The organism is Oscillibacter sp. GMB15532 (assembly GCF_041020825.1).
Taxonomy (GTDB): domain Bacteria; phylum Bacillota; class Clostridia; order Oscillospirales; family Oscillospiraceae; genus Oscillibacter.
The window spans coordinates 123,823-141,011 of the sequence record NZ_JBEVTO010000010.1; the positions used below are offsets into that span (position 1 = coordinate 123,823).

At 53.4% G+C, this 17,189-nt stretch carries 16 protein-coding genes, 3 tRNA genes and 1 riboswitch; of the genes, 14 read left to right on the plus strand and 5 right to left on the minus strand.

Going from position 1 to position 17,189, the window contains the following annotated elements:
• Positions 1–287 precede the first annotated feature (287 nt).
• Positions 288–1,397, plus strand: a complete 1,110-nt coding sequence (locus tag ABVS15_RS12690; protein ID WP_369284054.1) for a class I SAM-dependent RNA methyltransferase — start codon at positions 288–290, stop codon at positions 1,395–1,397.
• Between the two features lie 122 nt (positions 1,398–1,519).
• Here ABVS15_RS12690 and ABVS15_RS12695 read toward each other — a convergent pair whose 3' ends face one another.
• A complete protein-coding gene (locus tag ABVS15_RS12695) occupies positions 1,520–1,954 on the minus strand; it encodes a hypothetical protein (protein ID WP_369284055.1) in 435 nt (144 codons plus the stop codon).
• A 321-nt stretch (positions 1,955–2,275) separates the two neighbouring features.
• Between ABVS15_RS12695 and groES the strand changes: the two genes are divergently transcribed.
• The 5 genes from groES (at position 2,276) to ABVS15_RS12720 (ending at position 4,720) form a co-directional block, all read left to right on the plus strand.
• The gene (gene groES, locus ABVS15_RS12700; RefSeq protein ID WP_294855992.1) at positions 2,276–2,560 is read left to right on the plus strand and encodes a co-chaperone GroES; all 285 of its coding nucleotides are present in this window, start codon (positions 2,276–2,278) and stop codon (positions 2,558–2,560) included.
• A 43-nt stretch (positions 2,561–2,603) separates the two neighbouring features.
• Positions 2,604–4,229 (plus strand): chaperonin GroEL, encoded by a 1,626-nt coding sequence (gene groL / locus ABVS15_RS12705; RefSeq protein WP_294855991.1) that lies wholly within the window; start codon positions 2,604–2,606, stop codon positions 4,227–4,229.
• Positions 4,230–4,384: 155 nt separating this feature from the next.
• Positions 4,385–4,461, plus strand: a tRNA-Met gene (locus tag ABVS15_RS12710).
• A gap of 52 nt (positions 4,462–4,513) precedes the next feature.
• Positions 4,514–4,588: transfer RNA gene (locus ABVS15_RS12715), tRNA-Glu, on the plus strand.
• Between the two features lie 55 nt (positions 4,589–4,643).
• A tRNA-Val gene (locus ABVS15_RS12720) sits at positions 4,644–4,720 on the plus strand.
• A gap of 95 nt (positions 4,721–4,815) precedes the next feature.
• Here ABVS15_RS12720 and ABVS15_RS12725 read toward each other — a convergent pair.
• The 3 genes from ABVS15_RS12725 to ABVS15_RS12735 form a co-directional block, all read right to left on the minus strand.
• Positions 4,816–5,427 (minus strand): tyrosine-type recombinase/integrase, encoded by a 612-nt coding sequence (locus ABVS15_RS12725; protein WP_369284056.1) that lies wholly within the window; start codon positions 5,425–5,427, stop codon positions 4,816–4,818.
• 81 nt (positions 5,428–5,508) lie between these two features.
• Complete coding sequence (locus tag ABVS15_RS12730; RefSeq protein WP_369284057.1) at positions 5,509–5,775, minus strand: hypothetical protein; 267 nt, start codon at positions 5,773–5,775, stop codon at positions 5,509–5,511.
• A 751-nt stretch (positions 5,776–6,526) separates the two neighbouring features.
• A complete protein-coding gene (locus tag ABVS15_RS12735) occupies positions 6,527–8,257 on the minus strand; it encodes a hypothetical protein (protein WP_369284058.1) in 1,731 nt (576 codons plus the stop codon).
• 170 nt (positions 8,258–8,427) lie between these two features.
• Positions 8,428–8,542, plus strand: a riboswitch (FMN riboswitch).
• Between the two features lie 147 nt (positions 8,543–8,689).
• Here ABVS15_RS12735 and ribD point away from each other — a divergent pair.
• The 4 genes from ribD to ribE are packed head-to-tail and all read left to right on the plus strand — an operon-like array spanning position 8,690 to position 12,122.
• Positions 8,690–9,793 carry a bifunctional diaminohydroxyphosphoribosylaminopyrimidine deaminase/5-amino-6-(5-phosphoribosylamino)uracil reductase RibD gene (ribD, locus tag ABVS15_RS12740; RefSeq protein ID WP_369284059.1) on the plus strand — a complete coding sequence of 368 codons (1,104 nt, stop codon included), beginning with the start codon at positions 8,690–8,692 and terminating at the stop codon, positions 9,791–9,793.
• Positions 9,774–10,421, plus strand: a complete 648-nt coding sequence (locus ABVS15_RS12745) for a riboflavin synthase (protein WP_369284060.1) — start codon at positions 9,774–9,776, stop codon at positions 10,419–10,421. Before ribD ends, ABVS15_RS12745 begins: the two co-directional genes overlap by 20 nt.
• Before the next feature lie 11 nt (positions 10,422–10,432).
• Entirely contained in the window at positions 10,433–11,632 is a 1,200-nt protein-coding gene (locus ABVS15_RS12750) for a bifunctional 3,4-dihydroxy-2-butanone-4-phosphate synthase/GTP cyclohydrolase II (RefSeq protein WP_369284061.1), read from the plus strand.
• Positions 11,633–11,645: 13 nt separating this feature from the next.
• Complete coding sequence (ribE, locus tag ABVS15_RS12755; RefSeq protein WP_369284062.1) at positions 11,646–12,122, plus strand: 6,7-dimethyl-8-ribityllumazine synthase; 477 nt, start codon at positions 11,646–11,648, stop codon at positions 12,120–12,122.
• Between the two features lie 247 nt (positions 12,123–12,369).
• Here ribE and ABVS15_RS12760 read toward each other — a convergent pair whose 3' ends face one another.
• Positions 12,370–12,864, minus strand: a complete 495-nt coding sequence (locus tag ABVS15_RS12760; protein WP_369284063.1) for a metal-dependent transcriptional regulator — start codon at positions 12,862–12,864, stop codon at positions 12,370–12,372.
• Between the two features lie 531 nt (positions 12,865–13,395).
• On the opposite strand from ABVS15_RS12760, the gene ABVS15_RS12765 reads away from it, so the two are divergent.
• Genes ABVS15_RS12765 through ABVS15_RS12780 form a run of 4 tightly spaced genes read left to right on the plus strand, consistent with a single transcriptional unit; the run spans position 13,396 to position 17,131 of the window.
• Positions 13,396–14,337: a metal ABC transporter solute-binding protein, Zn/Mn family gene (locus tag ABVS15_RS12765; RefSeq protein WP_369284064.1), complete on the plus strand. Its 942-nt coding sequence runs from the start codon at positions 13,396–13,398 to the stop codon at positions 14,335–14,337.
• Positions 14,338–14,351: 14 nt separating this feature from the next.
• Complete coding sequence (locus ABVS15_RS12770; RefSeq protein ID WP_369284065.1) at positions 14,352–15,104, plus strand: metal ABC transporter ATP-binding protein; 753 nt, start codon at positions 14,352–14,354, stop codon at positions 15,102–15,104.
• 1 nt (position 15,105) lies between these two features.
• Positions 15,106–16,029, plus strand: coding sequence for a metal ABC transporter permease (locus tag ABVS15_RS12775; protein WP_369284066.1), 924 nt, complete (start codon positions 15,106–15,108; stop codon positions 16,027–16,029).
• Positions 16,013–17,131, plus strand: coding sequence for a metal ABC transporter permease (locus ABVS15_RS12780; protein ID WP_369284067.1), 1,119 nt, complete (start codon positions 16,013–16,015; stop codon positions 17,129–17,131). The genes ABVS15_RS12775 and ABVS15_RS12780 overlap by 17 nt, the downstream gene beginning before the upstream one ends.
• Positions 17,132–17,189: the final 58 nt, after the last annotated feature.

The window sequence follows — 17,189 nt, forward strand, 5'->3', positions numbered from 1 at the left end:
AAACATTGGATGGGGGTAGGGTCGATAAAAGAAAAATACTTCATAGTTCATGTGCTCATTGTATCACATATTCGGGAAAAATACCAGCCCCGTAAAACGGTTGATTCTGGGATGGACCCGAGAATAAATTGTTTTTATTAATTAGACGGATAAAGCGGCTGAAAAGTTTCGGCTTAGCCGCAATTTTTTACGGCAGCACGGAAATTTTAAATTCGCCGCGTTGCACATTTTTTGAATATCTGGTATAGTGATGCAGATATTTTAAACATTTAAAGGAGGCGCGGCCTATGACGCTGACGGTACCCTGCCTGTTCGGACTGGAAAGTCTGGTGGCGGACGAGATGAAACGGTTGAATTTGCAGGAGGTCCGGGCGGAAAACGGCCGGGTTCACTGCCAGGGGACTCAGGCGGACATTGCCCGGCTGAATATCGGCCTGCGCTGCGGAGCGCGGGTTTTGATGGAACTGGGCAGCTTTCCCGCCAAAGATTTTGAGGCCCTGTTTCAGGGCGTTTACGCCCTGCCGTGGGAAGACTATATTCCCAAGGACGGCGAATTTCCTGTAAAGGGCTATTCCTTGAATTCCCAGTTACACTCTGTTCCTGCCTGTCAGGCGATTGCAAAAAAGGCATCCGCCAAGCGGCTGGGAGAGAAGTATGGCATGGAGACGCTGCCGGAGACGGGGAGCCGCTATCAGATTCAGTTTGCCATCGTGCGCGACGTGGCTACGGTGTATCTGGATACCTCCGGTGAGGGGCTGTACAAGCGGGGCTATCGGGCGCAGGGCGTGGTTGCGCCGCTGCGGGAGACGCTGGCGGCGGCGCTGGTGACCCTGTCCCGTTACCGGGGCCGGGATCCCTTCTGCGACCCCTTCTGTGGCTCCGGCACCATCCCCATCGAAGCGGCGCTCATGGCCAAAAACCGTGCTCCGGGCCTGAATCGCAACTTTTCTGCCCAAAAGTGGAAAAACATGGACGCAAAGCTTTGGCAGGACGCTGCGCAGGAGGCGCGGGACCGCGAGTTTCATGGGAGCTACGATATCTGGGGCGGGGACATCGACCCGGCGGCGGTGGAGCTGGCGCGGCACAACGCAGAGCTTGCCGGTGTGGGGGACTGCGTCCGCTTTGAAGTGTCCGACGCGTCGAAATTTCACCGGGACAGCGAATACGGTCAGTTGGTGAGCAACCCGCCCTACGGCGAGCGGCTGATGGAGCGGAGCGAGGCCGAGGCGCTGTACCGCGCTTTCGGCGCTGCCTGCCGGGACTTGCCGCCCAAGTGGCGGGTGCTGGTGCTTTCGTCCCATACGGAGTTTGAGCGGTCCTTTGGCAAGCAGGCGGACAAAAAGCGCAAGCTCTACAACGGAATGCTGAAATGCGATCTGTTTATGTACGGAAAGTGATTTTTCGCCAAGAAAATACAAAATGTATAACAGTCTCCGGCGTTAAAAACGCCGGAGACTGTTTGCATCCATCAGTATAGTGGGAAACTGGGTTGTCCCGGTAGGGACGCCGCTCTGCGCGTTTACTCTGCGCCCGCTTCGCGGTTTTCGAGGACGCGAAGCATCGGCCATACCCGCCGTATCAGCAGAATTTTCAAACCCAGCAGCACTGCCGCCGCGGCGCAGCGGAAAAAACCGCCCAGCAAAAAGACCACGAAAGGCATGGCGGCGCTGAATAAGACCTGCGGAAGGAACAGCGCCAAAAACCAACCCCCGGGCTTTGGCTTTAAGGCCGGATTTTTCCCGCGGGCCCTCGTCCCATCCTGAAATATCATCGCATAGCCAAGGCTCCGGCTCAGCAGCAGGTAGCACAGCCATCCCTGGTACAAAAAGTAGGGGAAGGCAACGCGGCCTCCCGCCATCGCAAATGAGGCCAACAGTACGACTTCCGCCACGCCAATCAAATCAATCAGCGTCAAGAGTGGGTTCGTTCCATTCAACAGCTGTTTTAGTTTCATAAAGAGCCTCCTCAAAAAACACCCGCATATTTTAAAGCAAAGCATCCCGTGAGTGTGCCGACGCGAAGACCGGTCTTTATTAAAGCATACTCCACAAAGGCTTTTATGGCAAGCCACGTTGCAAAATCCTGCCAATTTCGCTTGCTTTAAAGTTTTGCGCCGCTGCTATGGGGAAGTTCACAAAATTTTCACAGATTTTCCCTGCCTACCCCCTTTACAAACGGGCGGGGATGTACTATGATAGCACCGTTAGCACTCAAAGAGATGGAGTGCTAACGCTGATTTTATAAATTTTTTAATATATTAAAGGAGGCAGTTTTTATGAAACTCACACCGCTTGCAGACCGTGTCATCCTGAAGATGGTGGAAGCCGAGGAGACGACCAAGGGCGGCATCATTCTCACCGGCTCCGCCAAGGAGAAGCCCTCCGTGGCTGAAGTGATTTCCGTGGGCCCCGGCGGCAACGTGGACGGCAAGGACGTGGTCATGACCGTGAAGGTCGGCGACAAGGTGATCACCAGCCAGTATGCCGGAAGCAAGGTTACGCTGGAAGACGAGGAGTACACCGTGGTGCGCCAGAGCGAGATTCTGGCCATCGTGGACTAAAGCAGTCTCAAAAACAACTTCTTAAATTTGGAGGTAATGCAATATGTCTAAACTGATTAAGCGCGGCGAGGATGCCCGCAAGGCCCTGCAGGCCGGTGTGGACACTCTGGCCGATACCGTCAAGGTCACTCTGGGCCCCAAGGGCCGCAACGTGGTGCTGGACAAGAAGTATGGCGCGCCCCTGATTACCAACGACGGTGTGACCATCGCCAAGGAAATCGAGCTGCCCGATCCCTTCGAGAACATGGGTGCGCAGCTGGTGAAGGAAGTCTCCACCAAGACCAACGACGTGGCCGGCGACGGCACCACCACCGCAACTCTTCTGGCGCAGGCCATGATTTCCGAGGGCCTGAAGAACCTGGCCGCCGGTGCGAACCCGATCGTGGTGCGCAAGGGCATGGCAAAGGCCGTGGAAGTTGCCGTGGCCGAGATCAAGAAGCAGTCCAAGAAGGTGGATGGCACCAAGGATATTGCCCGCGTGGGCGCTGTCTCCTCCGGTGACGAGGAAATCGGCAAGCTGATTGCCGACGCCATGGACAAGGTTTCCGCCGACGGCGTGATTACCATTGAAGAGTCCAAGACGGCCGAGACTTACAGCGAGGTCGTGGAGGGCATGCAGTTTGACCGGGGCTACATCACCCCCTATATGTGCACCGACACCGAGAAGATGGAGGCCAACATCGACGACGCCTACATCCTCATCACCGATAAGAAAATCTCCGTCATTACCGACATTCTGCCCCTGCTGGAGCAGCTGGTGCAGTCCGGCAAGAAGCTGTTGATTGTTGCTGAGGACGTGGAGGGCGAGGCCCTGAGCACCCTGATCGTGAACCGTCTGCGGGGCACGCTGAATGTGGTGTGCGTCAAGGCTCCCGGCTTCGGCGACCGCCGCAAGGAGATGCTGCAGGATATCGCCGTCCTCACCGGCGGCACCGTGGTTTCCGAGGAAGTGGGTCTGGAGCTGAAGACCGCCACGCTGGATATGCTGGGCCGTGCCCGTCAGGTGAAGGTCACCAAGGAAAACACCACCATCGTGGACGGCGCGGGCGACAGCCAGGCCATTAAGGACCGTGTGGGCCAGATTCGCGCCCAGATTGGCAACACCACCTCCGAGTATGACAAGGAGAAGCTCCAGGAGCGTCTTGCAAAGCTGGCTGGCGGCGTTGCCGTCGTGAAGGTCGGCGCGGCCACCGAGACTGAGATGAAGGAAAAGAAGCTCCGCATGGAGGACGCACTGAACGCTACCCGCGCGGCTGTTGAAGAGGGCGTGGTCGCCGGCGGCGGCACCATCTTCATCAATGTCATTTCCGCTGTGGAGGCTCTGATTCCCTCCATGGAGGGCGACGAGAAGACCGGCGCGCGTCTGATTGCCAAGGCGCTGGAAGCCCCCATCCGCCAGATCGCGGCCAACGCCGGACTGGACGGCTCCGTGATTCTGGAGAAGGTCCGCGATTCCGGCAAGGCAGGCTACGGCTTCGACGCCTATAAGGAAGAGTACTGCGATATGGTCACTGCCGGTATCATCGACCCCGCCAAGGTGACTCGCTCCGCTCTGGAGAATGCCGCCAGCGTGGCTTCCATGGTGCTGACCACCGAGTCTCTGGTGACTGATAAGCCCGAGCCTCCCGCGCCCGCGCCCGCCGCACCCGACATGGGCGGCATGTACTAAGAGAAATTCTTGCGCCGGGGGCGTATTCACGCCCCCGGCGCATCCCTCTTTTGCAAAAACAGATATTTTATGAGAGATTTTCCCGAAAACCTCTTGACAAAAACAGGCGTTATCTGGTATAGTAATCCTCGCCCGCCACACAGGCGTGCAGATTTGGCGGCATAGCTCAGTTGGCTAGAGCATGCGGTTCATACCCGCAGTGTCCCCGGTTCGAATCCAGGTGCCGCTACCAGAATTCCCACGGGACACGCCGTGTCCCGTGGGGGTTCCCGAAAAGTTGATATGGCCCGTTGGTCAAGTGGTTAAGACACGGCCCTTTCACGGCTGTAACATGGGTTCGAATCCCGTACGGGTCACCAAACCTGTCTGGCTGGAATATCCGGTCGGTGGGTACCAAAATTGAATATTTGATGTGGAGGCTTAGCTCAGCTGGTTAGAGCGCCTGCTTCACACGCAGGAGGTCGAGAGTTCGAGTCTCCCAGTCTCCACCAAGAAAGCCCTAGAACCGCAATGGTTCTAGGGCTTTTCTTTTGCCCGATCCTTTAGCATGGTCGCAATGTGGTCGCAACCGTTATTCTACGTATTCTCAATCTTCGTGGGAATCCAGCTTTGACATCTCCTGATGCAGTTTGCTGATGTCAGCCTGGATATAGATGTCACTGGACACATCAAAATCCGCGTGGCCTAGAATTTTAGACAAGGTATCATCATCAATCCCCAGACTATGCCCCCGTGTGGCCAGCGTGTAGCGGCAGCTATGTGGATTCATCCGGCGCTGCGCTGTGCGGATGCCCAGACGCTCCAGCGTTGGATAGTAGTCACGCTTGCGGAAGTTGTTGCCGTTAATATTCCCATCATATCCGGAAAGGAATAGATATCCAGTTGCCCGCTCATGGAAATACTCCACAAACGGACGTATCACACTTAGAATGGGGACAATGCGATTTTTCCCGGCCTCTGTCTTTTCGCCGCCGATAAAGACCCAGCGCACCATATCTACGCCGCTCATGGGTATGTCCAGCAGCTCCTGGACCCGGAAGCCAGTGTACAGAAAGATGGCGATGATCTTAGACGTCTCATTGACTGCGGCATCGGCCAGCACCAGTTTCATTTCCTCCAGAACAGCCCAGCGGAAGAACTGCCCTGTTGCCTTTCGGCTCAGCGTTAACCGCCTTATGTTCTGCGGGTTCCTCTCCATAGGCGTCTTCTTCTTTTGGACCTTTGATAAGAAGTATGAGGGGCAGCGCATGAGGCTCACTGCCTTAAACCTCTAGCGTTTTCATCCAGTCTCTCCGTAAGCCTTATAGACCAGACCGTTGGTGTCATCCTTCAACAATTTCTTCGATCTTCTGGTAGATGTCTTCTGCATCCATCTCTCCGAGACTGTGAATGGCCTCTTCCATGATGTTGATGTACTCCTGCATTTGCTCCCACGCTCGCCCTCCTGAAAACTTTCAGGAAGATTACCCAGAGCTTCATCTTCTTCGTCCAGAAACGGCTGCAAATTTTTTTTCAATTCCTCAAGTATAGCGGTTAGCTCGTCCATATTTCCTAGAGCCAGTTTTAGATTCTTACGTCTCACCCTATTCATGTATTTTCCTTTCTGCCCTCGTGACCTCCGGGGCAGGATTCTCAGATAGTAGTAAAATATGTGTTGTTTATCTTTCCTTGCCTTTTACTCCAACAAGTTATTTCTTTTATGATTACATTGTAAACATTTTAAGTTATATCGCCAAACAACGTTTTGATTATTTTACAAATTTTTATGTTAGCATAAGTAATCAAATACATTATATTTATTTAAAAAGAGGTTTATTGTATGGCAATTTCAGATAAGCTGTACGCGCTTCTTGCTTTAAGAGGAAAAAATCCACTGACCTTGCGGGTTACTTTGGTATGTCCCCGCAGGCTATGAGGAATAAATTTAGCCGAGGAAGTTTCTAAGCTGACGATCTAATTAAGATTTCCGTATTTCTTGATTTAGACCTTTCATTCCGCATAGCTGACAACCAGATTATTACACTGGATGAAGAAGACCTTCAGGGATATTCTGATGAAAAAAGCACGGACACGAATGATTGAGACTTACCAGCGCGCAAACAAGCCGGCCTCCGGGAACATTTCCCGGAGGCCGGCTTGTTTGAACTTTATAAGCATAATGCGTAGTACGTCGGTAGTTTATAAAAAATTATTAGCCAAAACTGTTCATCATTGTATATTGACCAAAAGCAACTGTTTCAAATGCGCTGATAAAGCTATGAAAGAATGATAAGCCCGGAAGAAAGGACTGATAGTACTCATTTCGCTGCAAACAGTTGCTTTATCATGGTTTCACCTTGCGCACGAGTCGGAGCAACCGAGAAATCGCCACTTTCCGGCAGCAGCCCCCACCTCCACGCTTTTTCTACAGCATCTTTATTCCGCGCTGTGGTTTCCAGTGTATCCGGTACAGTGTCGCTTCGCACGGACGCAGGTTGAATAGCCAATGCATCGGCAGTACGAACCAAAAATACAGCGGCATCCTGCCAACTGACAGCGCGTGCAGAGGCAAAATTGCCCGAGGTGTCTCCCAGCGCAATTTGTGTTGCTTTTCCCCAGCTTAGCGCAGGCAGATACCATTCAATCCCCAGGAGGTCGTCAAACGGCTTGCTTTCAATATTTGATTTGGGCGTACCTGCCTTTTGGAACAGCAGACCTACAAAACGTCCACGGGTCATGGGGACATCCCCGCGTTCCGCAGATTTTAAAATCTCGGGATTTTCCAGTATTTTTTCTACGCACGTATCTCTGCCTGCCAAAGAATCACTGAGGGTCTGAACAATTTTAACGTCGGGCTGGAGCGGCTCTACGCCTTTTCCGGAGGCGGCGTCAAAATAGCCGCTCATTGAAATGAACTTTGAGGAAACACCCATTCGCATACCGGAATTGGGCAACTTAAAAGACCGCACCGCGCCAAAGTGGTCAACGCTGCCGCCGGTAGCCTCTCCTGCCAGCGCGAAGCCCATTTCCTGAAGTTCCACGGAATTAATAATGGCAGACGAAAAGGTTCTTCTCCCAATCAGCCCGGCTACCTGGACGCCCTGCTCGCGCTGCTGCGCCAGCAGCCGCAGCAGCGGCATGATCACACCGTCCGAGCCGCCTCCGTTATTTCGCAGGTCTACCAGAATTAAGGAATAGCTCCCTGCATCCAGCGCAGACTGAACCTGCTGGCAGAACTGCTTCATTGGCAGAGCCTCATCCTCCGCGCATTTGTTATATTGGATGTAATAGGTGGTGTTATTCAATTCCTTTGCAAAATAGGTCTTTGTTTTGTCATAAACGGTGGCTGCGGAGCCTGTCTGCCAGTCGTTCAGCGTCGCCAGATCCTCAGACCGAAAGGCACTCTGGCTTACCGAGGAAACCGTCAATGTATTAGTTTTTCCCGTGGAGTCCTGCACCTCTATGCGCATGGGCTCGCCTTGCTTGGCAATTCCCAGATACTGATACGGCTCCAGCACATAGCACATCTGCCAATAGGAATACCGCAGCTTCACCAAATTGTCCGCGCTGAGGATGGTTCCGAATCTTTCCAGAACCTGCTCCATGGAATATCCATTGATGGATACAATCTCGGCGCCCAGAAGCTCCTGATGGGCACGGTCTATCGCACGCAGTCTCCATGTTCCATCGTATAATTCCATGTCAAACAGGCAAATGTGAAGATTGTATCCGCTGCTGCCCAAAGACACGTTGGTATGTGAGTCCTTTGCCAGCGCGGCCAGACTTGCGCAATCCAGCGCAAAATCAAAGCTGCTTTCCGTGCTAAGCCGTTGTTCTATCTGGGCTTTCCTCGCTTCAAAAGCGGTCTCCGGCGTGTTGGCAAACAGGTTGGGATGATTGGTTTTTAACGTTGTGTACAAATAGTCAAGATCATCTTGACGGGCGGCTGACTCCGTCTGGTCGACAGCTCCCGCGCCAATGCTCAGCAGCAATGTCGCAATAAAACAGCAAGTCAGGAGTTTAATCCAGACACTTTTCATCGTCTTCATTTAGTTTCTCCAATCATTAATGTGTGATTATATTAATACATTAATGCTCTGGCGGTTAAATGTCAAGGGAAATCTCACATAGCATTATGGTGCTTTTAGTAAAAATTTTCCTATACGCCATAACTTGACAGATATAAGCGCAGGTGCTATGATGCTTTTGAAAATTGAATCAGGATCTTCAGGGCGGGGTGCGATTCCCCACCGGTGGTAAAGCCCACGAGCCGCAAGGCAGGATTCGGTGAAATTCCGAGGCCGACAGTATAGTCTGGATGAAAGAAGATTGTGTTACAGCGGGAGTGATTGCGCCTGCGTACATAAGTATGCTCTGGAATGGTTTCATTCCAGAGTTTTTTGTGTATGCGGGGCTTATTCGCCGTGTCCAGATGCCTTGAACGTTTTGATTCAAGGCATCTTTTTATTTTGGAGGCGGCAATGGAAGACACGCAATTTATGCGCATGGCGTTGGAGTTGGCCCAGCGCGGATGCGGCAGAACCAATCCAAATCCTATCGTGGGCGCGGTCATTGTCAAGGACGGCCGGGTCATCGGACAGGGCTATCATGACCATTACGGTGGCCTTCACGCGGAGCGGGCGGCCCTGCAAAGCTGCACGGAATCGCCCCGGGGGGCGGTACTGTATGTGACGCTGGAGCCCTGCTGCCACTTCGGTCGGCAGCCACCCTGCACGGATGCCATTCTGGAGGCCGGAATCGAGCGGATCGTCGTTGGTTCCTCCGACCCCAATCCCCTTGCTTCCGGCAGGGGAGTAAAGCAACTTCGCTCAGGTGGCGTTCAGGTGGAAACGGGTATTTTACAAGCGGAATGCGACGCGCTGAACCCCATGTTTTTTCACTTCATTCGCGCGGGAACGCCCTACGTCACGATGAAATATGCCATGACGATGGACGGCAAAATCGCCACGCGCACCGGCGTTTCCCGCTGGATTACAGGCGAGGCTGCACGACAGCGTGTCCATGCCGACCGCGGTCGTTACGCCGCCATTATGGCGGGCGTTGGCACTGTGCTGGCGGACGACCCTCTTTTGACCTGTCGGTCGGAGGGCGGGCGCAACCCCCTGCGGGTGATCTGCGACACGCATTTTCGTATCCCGCTGGAAAGTCAAATCGTCCGCACGGCACCATCAGTTCCCACCGTAATTGCGGCTGGAAACGGCAGCAATGAAAAGAAAAAGCAACTGGAAGCTGCGGGCTGCCGGGTATGGGAGCTGCCAACGTCGGCCGGGCATGTGGATTTGCGGGCGCTTATGAAGCGGCTGGGGGATAAAAAAATTGACAGCGTGCTTTTGGAAGGCGGCGGTACCCTGAATTGGGCGGCGCTGGAGGCCGGAATTGTACAAAAGGTGCAGGCCTATATCGCGCCAAAACTATTTGGCGGTGCGGCGAAAACGCCGGTCGGGGGCCTGGGCGCGGCGCTGCCGGAGCAGGCGTTTCTGTTGAAGAATACAAGCGTCACGGCGCTTGGTGAAGATTTTCTGCTGGAAAGCGAGGTGGCTTACGATGTTCACGGGAATTGTTGAGGAGATTGGTACCATCCGTTCCATCCGCAGCGGCAGGCACTCTGCGGTGCTGTGCATTGGCGCCAGGGCGGTGCTGACGGATTTGCGACCCGGCGACAGTGTGGCGGTCAATGGCGTATGCCTGACCGCAACCGCGAAATCGGCGGATTCCTTCACTGCCGACGTAATGCACGAAACGCTTCGGCGCTCCACGCTGGGCGCGCTGACGCCGGACAGCCGGGTCAATCTGGAGCGCGCCATGCCCGCAAGCGGACGCTTCGGGGGGCATATTGTCTCCGGACACATTGACGGCACGGGGACCATCGTTTCTCTCCGGCAGGACGGGATTGCCCTGTGGTTCACCATGCGCGCCGCGCCCGAATTGCTGAGGTTTGTTGTGGAAAAAGGCTCCGTAGCCATCGACGGCATCAGCCTGACCGTGGCGGAGGTGATGGGGGACACGTTTTCCGTCTCCGTGATTCCCCACACGGCCGGCGGGACGATCCTGTCTGAAAAGATACCCGGCAGTGAGGTCAACCTCGAGACCGACATTCTGGGCAAATATGTGGAAAAGCTGCTGCGCTCCGCGCCGCAAGTTGCCCACAAACCTGACATCAGCAGAGAATTTTTATTGAAAAACGGATTTTAGGAGGAAGCATTATGTTTCAGTACAGTACCATCGAAGAGGCGCTGGAGGAACTGCGGCAGGGCCGCATGATCCTCTGCACAGACGACCCCGACCGGGAGAACGAAGGCGATCTCATCTGTGCCGCCCAGTTTGCCACCACCGAAAACGTCAATTTTATGGCGGTACATGCCAAGGGGCTCATCTGCATGCCCATGTCAGCCGCCCACGTCCAGCGGCTTTGCCTGCCCCAAATGGTCACCGACAGCACCGACAACCACCAGACTGCGTTTACCGTCTCAATTGACCATGTCTCCACGACAACCGGTATTTCCGCTGAGGAACGCGCTGTTTCGGCTATGAAGTGCGCGGATACCGGGTCTAAACCGGAGGACTTCCGCCGGCCGGGGCATATGTTTCCGCTTTTGGCAAAGCCCAACGGCGTATTGGAACGCAGCGGCCATACAGAAGCCACAGTCGATCTGCTTCGGCTGGCCGGACTTGTGGAATGTGGCCTTTGCTGTGAGATCATGCGGGAGGATGGAACCATGATGCGCACTGCCGAGTTGCAGAAAAAAGCCACGGAATGGGGGCTGAAAATGATTACCATCCGCGATCTGCAATCGTACCGTAAGCGCTGTGAAAAGCTGGTAGAGCAGGTGGCCGTCACGCATCTGCCCACAAAATTCGGCGATTTTAATGCCTATGGCTATCGCAGCCTGCTCAATGGCGAGCATCATGTAGCGCTGGTCAAGGGCGAGATCGGAGACGGAGAAAATCTGCTCTGCCGAATTCACTCCGAGTGCCTGACGGGCGACTGCTTCGGCTCGTTACGCTGCGACTGCGGCGAGCAGATGGCAGCGGCTATGCGGCAAATCGAGAGCGAGGGCCGCGGCGTGCTGCTCTATATGCGTCAGGAGGGACGCGGCATTGGGCTTTTGAACAAGCTCAAGGCCTATGCCCTTCAGGACGAGGGAATGGATACGCTGGAGGCAAATCTGGCATTGGGCTTTGCAGGTGACCTGCGGGAGTACTATATCGGTGCGCAGATTCTCCGGGATTTGGGCGTTAAAAGTATGCGGCTACTCACCAACAATCCGGACAAAGTCTATCAGCTTTCGGATTTCGGTCTGACAATTACGGAGCGGGTGCCGATTCAGATGCAGGCCACAGCAAACGACCTTTTTTACCTGCGGACCAAGCAAAAACGCATGGGCCACATTTTAAATTATTGAGGAGAATTTTATTATGAAAGCATTTGAAGGAAATCTGGTATCGAACGGGCTGCGCGTGGGCATTGTCGCGGCGCGCTTCAACGAGTTTATCGTATCCAAACTGCTCAGCGGCTGTGAGGACACGCTTTTGCGCCACGGCGTCAACGCGGAAGATATTTCGGTGGTGTGGGTGCCCGGCGCATTTGAAATTCCACTGGCGGCCTCCAAACTGGCGTACAGCGAAAAGTACGATGCAGTGATTGCGCTGGGTGCTGTGATTCGTGGTTCGACCAGCCATTACGACTATGTGTGCAGCGAGGTTTCCAAGGGAGTGGCCAGCGTGGCGCTGGGCAGCGGGGTCCCCGTGCTGTTCGGCGTACTTACCACCGACACCATTGAACAGGCGATTGAACGGGCGGGCACCAAGGCCGGAAACAAGGGCTCCGAGTGCGCCGAAAACGCCATTGAAATGGCAAACCTGCTGTGCACGCTGAGGTTGTCCGAAGTCTGACTAGCCTTACCCCTTGCCGGTATCGCGAATTAAAAGACGATGCCATATATTCATACTACCCCCAATACATAGGGCTTAAATTTTTCATGCCCACCAGCAACTGCGCCAGGACCGATTTTTATTGATCAGATCAGGCGCAGTTGCTGTGTTGGGTTCTTACCGCAGTTTGGACAGGGCTTTACTGTTTGTCAAGCGTACGCGCTGTATGTTCCTCCGACAGAATAATCAGTTAAAGGAATCTAACTTGTTATTCGGGCATCGTGAAATGATTTGCTTTCATAAATGCTCTGAGTTTCTGTCCGATATCCTCGCTCTTCTGAACAAACTCCAATAATGCCTGAATCCTGAATACGGTTGAGGAACATAGCACATGCTCGACTAATTCTGTTTCCTCCAAGGGATTGGGGCTGCCGATTAAAGAAAAGAATTGCTCCACAATATGATGACGTTCCAATAGATAAGCGCCGGTTACCGTGCCTTCCTCTGTTAGCCGGATACTGTCCGGCCGATCATAGGTCAATAGCCGAAGATCTACAAGCCTGGAAACCATCTTCGATGCGGAAGACGGTCTGACATTCAGGCGCTCAGAAAGCTTATTGATGCGCGCATAGTTTTCTTCCTTGCATAACCGATAAATCATTTCGAGATAGTCTTCCAGAGCAGGCGTAAGCCTGCTCTCGTTTTGCTTTTTCAGCTGATATCCTCGAACGGTATAGAATTCATTGTCTGTGGGCTTGTTCATAAGCGTTCGTCCCCAATGTAGCATTGTTTAAGCCGATCAGTAACACCATATGTCCGGTTCTCATAAATTAGTCATGGGAAACGGTGTTTCCCGCCCCTAACGGCTAAGATCGTAAATTTATTGAATGACGAAAAAAGCACTTGCATTTTTTCTTGTTTAGGCATAAAATATAAATAAATTTAGGTATACCTAAATTTAAAACGCATATGGAGAAAATGATGAATGACTATACAAATCGGCTGTTGCGCCGCAAGATACCAACTCTCATTTTTACAGTGCTGATTCTGCTGATTGGAGCAATTGTAAAGGCATTTGCAGGATAAGACTACGAAAAAATATTGAAGTATACTGCGCGCTGTATAACCGTCGGGAGTTCTGTTTGCATGATAGAAGCGGCAGCCTGTGAAGAGCCGCTTACGCTTGACCCTGTGGGCACGCATGCTCAAATCAGTTATAAAGCCGCTTGTCAAATCTATGTGGATCAGACGGAGGGGCGATAACACCAAATATATTACTTTTAGGAGGTTTCTCATGAATCACAAGGTGAAAGGTATTTTAGGGGCGGCCCTGAGCTTCTCTATCCTGCTTGCGGGCTGCGCATCTCCCACAGGAAACACGGATCCTACGCAAGACAATCAATTGAATATTGTCGCCACCACTACCATGTTGGCCGATTTATCCTCGGTAATTGGCGGAGAGAGGGTTACTGTGGACGGCCTGATGGGTCCGGGAATCGACCCCCACCTGTATCAGGCCAGCGCAGGCGACGTGTCCCTGATGCAGAAGGCGGATGTCGTCGTATACAATGGGCTTCATCTCGAAGGCAAAATGGGGGAAATCTTTGAAAACCTGTCCAGGCAAGGGTCGGCGGTTATTTGCATTGAAGAAGGCCTGGATGAATCCAAGCTACTGGCTTGGGAAACAGACAGTTCCGTCCACGATCCCCACATCTGGTTTGATGTTTCCCTGTGGGAAGCGGCAGCCAAAACGGTGGCAGAGGGATTATCCCAAGCGGATCCGGACGGGAAATCGGATTATGACGCCAATTTAGACGCTTATTTGAAAGAGCTGGAGGAAACGGATACTTATATCCAAACCCGGGCGGCGGAGCTGCCGGAGGGGCAACGCGTATTGGTGACCGCCCACGACGCATTCCAATATTTTGGCAAGGCATATGGATTTGAGGTTCGTGGTTTGCAGGGCATCAGCACCGATGCGGAAGCGGGAACAGCCGATGTAAGCGATCTGGCGAACTTTATTGTAGAGCGGCAAATCAAAGCCATTTTTGTGGAATCCTCCGTACCGCCTAAGACGATTGAAGCGCTCCAGGCAGCGGTAAAAGCAAAGGGCTTTGACGTAGCCATTGGCGGGGAGCTTTACTCCGACTCGCTGGGCGATGCGGATTCGGGTGCCGGTACCTACACCCTGACCGTCAAAGCCAATATTGATACCATTGTAGATGCTTTAAAATGACGGGAGGTTCGAAAATGGAGAAGCAGCAAAAGTATGCGGTGGAGGTGGAAGACCTCACCGTTGCCTATGATGCCAAACCTGTTCTCTGGGATATTGACCTGAAAATTCCCAAGGGACAGCTGATGGCGGTGGTTGGCCCCAACGGAGCCGGAAAGACAACACTCATTAAGGCGATGCTGGGGTTACTCAAGCCGGTTACCGGGGCAGTTCGCTTTCTGGATGGAAGCGGCGATATCCGCACATTGAAAAACAGAATCGGGTATGTTCCCCAAAGCGGCAGCGTGGATTGGGACTTTCCGGCCACGGTGCAGGATGTGGTACTTATGGGCTGCTACGGAAAACTGGGCTGGGTTCGCCGCCCCCGCAAATCCGATCTGGAGCTGACGAAACAGACGCTTCAAAAGGTTGGAATGCAGGATTACGCAACCCGGCAGATCAGCCAGCTCTCCGGCGGCCAGCAGCAGCGGGTATTCCTTGCCCGCGCGCTGGCGCAGGAGGCGGAGGTTTACTTCATGGATGAACCCTTCAAGGGCGTGGACGCCCAGACGGAGCGTGCCATTGTTACATTGCTGAAGGACTTGAAGGAACAGGGAAAAACGGTCGTCGTCGTTCACCACGATTTGCAAACAGTACCCGATTATTTTGATTGGGTCACTCTGATTAATTTGCGGGTGGTTGCCAGCGGACCTGTGAAAGAGGTGTTTCACGAGGAAAATTTGAAAAAGACTTATCACAGCGCCGGTGCGCTTCTAAGGAGCGTGGTGTGATATGGACAGCGTGCTTGCTTTGTTTTCCGACTATACCTTTCAGACAGTGGCGCTTGGTTCTGCGCTGTTGGGGCTCATCAGCGGTGTGCTGGGCAGCTTTGCGGTTCTGCGCAAACAGAGCTTGCTGGGTGACGGGGTATCCCACTCCGCCCTGCCCGGTGTGGTAATGGCCTTTGTATTATTGGGCAGCAAAAACACGGAGGTTCTGCTGCTGGGGGCGCTTCTCTCCGGACTGCTGGCAACGCTTCTGATTGTGGGAGTGGTACGCCATACCCGGGTGAAGTTTGACAGCGCGCTGGCGTTGGTGATGTCTGTATTCTTCGGGCTGGGGCTGGTGCTGCTCACCTATGTGCAGAAAATCCCCAACTCCAATCAAGCGGGGCTCAAGCGCTTTATCTTCGGGCAGGCATCCACGCTTTTACAGCGGGATATTGTGCTGATGACCATTTGCGGGCTGATTTTGCTGGCACTGGTGCTTTTATTCTGGAAGGAATTCAAGCTGTTTACCTTTGATGCGGATTTTGCCCAGAGCCTCGGCTTCTCTCCCAAAAAGCTGAATCTGCTGCTGTCGTTTATGATCGTGCTGGCCATCATTATCGGGTTGCAGACAGTGGGGGTGATTCTTATGAGCGCCATGCTCATTACGCCTGCGGTCGCCGCGCGCCAATGGACCAACAAGCTGTGGGTGATGGTGACGCTCTCTGCCTTGCTCGGAGCCGTCTCCGGCATAGCGGGCACAGCCGCCAGTTCATTGGTCCCCAAACTTCCCACAGGCCCTGCAATCGTCGTTTGTGTCAGCCTGATTGTCATTGTCAGTGTTCTTTTTTCGCCGGGACGCGGCGTACTGCACCGGATTTATCAGCAAAGAAAAAACCGAATCTTATATCGGCTGGAAGGAGGCGGGACAGATGCTCCCACAAGTTGAAATTCAAATCATAGCCGTGATTGTAGCAGTGGCCTGCGCTCTTCCGGGTACCTTTCTCGTGCTCCGAAAAATGTCCATGATGTCCGATTCCATCACCCACACCATTCTGTTGGGAATCGTACTCGCCTTTTTTGTCACCCATGACCTTTCCTCTCCGCTGCTGATTGCCGGGGCGGCGCTGATGGGCGTGGTGACGGTCTGGCTGACAGAGATGCTCAGCCGCACACGGCTTTTGGCAGAGGATGCGGCCATCGGCGTGGTGTTTCCGCTGCTCTTTTCCATCGCGATTATTCTGATTACCCGCTATGCAGGTTCCGTACATTTGGACACCGATTCGGTGCTCTTAGGGGAGTTGGCCTTTGCGCCCTTTGACCGTATGATCATTGGCGGCACAGACATTGGCGCCAAAGCGATCTATACCACCGGAATCCTGCTGCTCATCAATTTGGCGGCCATTATTATCTTCTTTAAGGAACTCAAGGTGGCGACCTTCGATCCTATGCTGGCGGCAGTGCTGGGATTTTCTCCGGCGCTGGTGCATTACGGGCTGATGACGCTGGTGTCCCTTACCACAGTGGGTGCATTTCAGGCGGTAGGCTCGGTGTTGGTGGTGGCCTTTATGATTGGGCCGCCGGTAACGGCGTACCTGCTGACGGATAATCTCAAACATATGCTGATATTGAGTGGAATCATTGGCGCGGTAAACGGGATTCTCGGTTATCAGGCGGCGGCGCTGCTGGATGTATCCATTGCCGGAAGCATGGCGGTCGTGACCGGGCTGGTTTTCCTGCTGGTGTTTGTGTTTGCTCCCCACAGAGGTTTGATCAGCTCGCTGCTTCGGCGCAGAAAGCAAAAGCTGGAGTTTGCAAAAATGACGCTGCTGTTTCATTTATATAATCACGCCGACAGCGAGGAAGAGGCATCGGAATGCGGAGTGGATACCATCCCCGCCCAGCTGCACTGGGAAAGCGCCTATACGGTCAAAATGATCCGCTTTCTTGAGCGAGACGGTTATGTTCAGCTTTTAGATGGGTTGGCAAAACTGACAGAGAATGGGCGAAACGCCAGTATTCAAAACTATAACGCACTTTTTTCAAGATGAAACTTCTTGAAAGAAGACCGCATCTTCCAATGCGGAAGACGTGGGTTTCTTTTTTAAT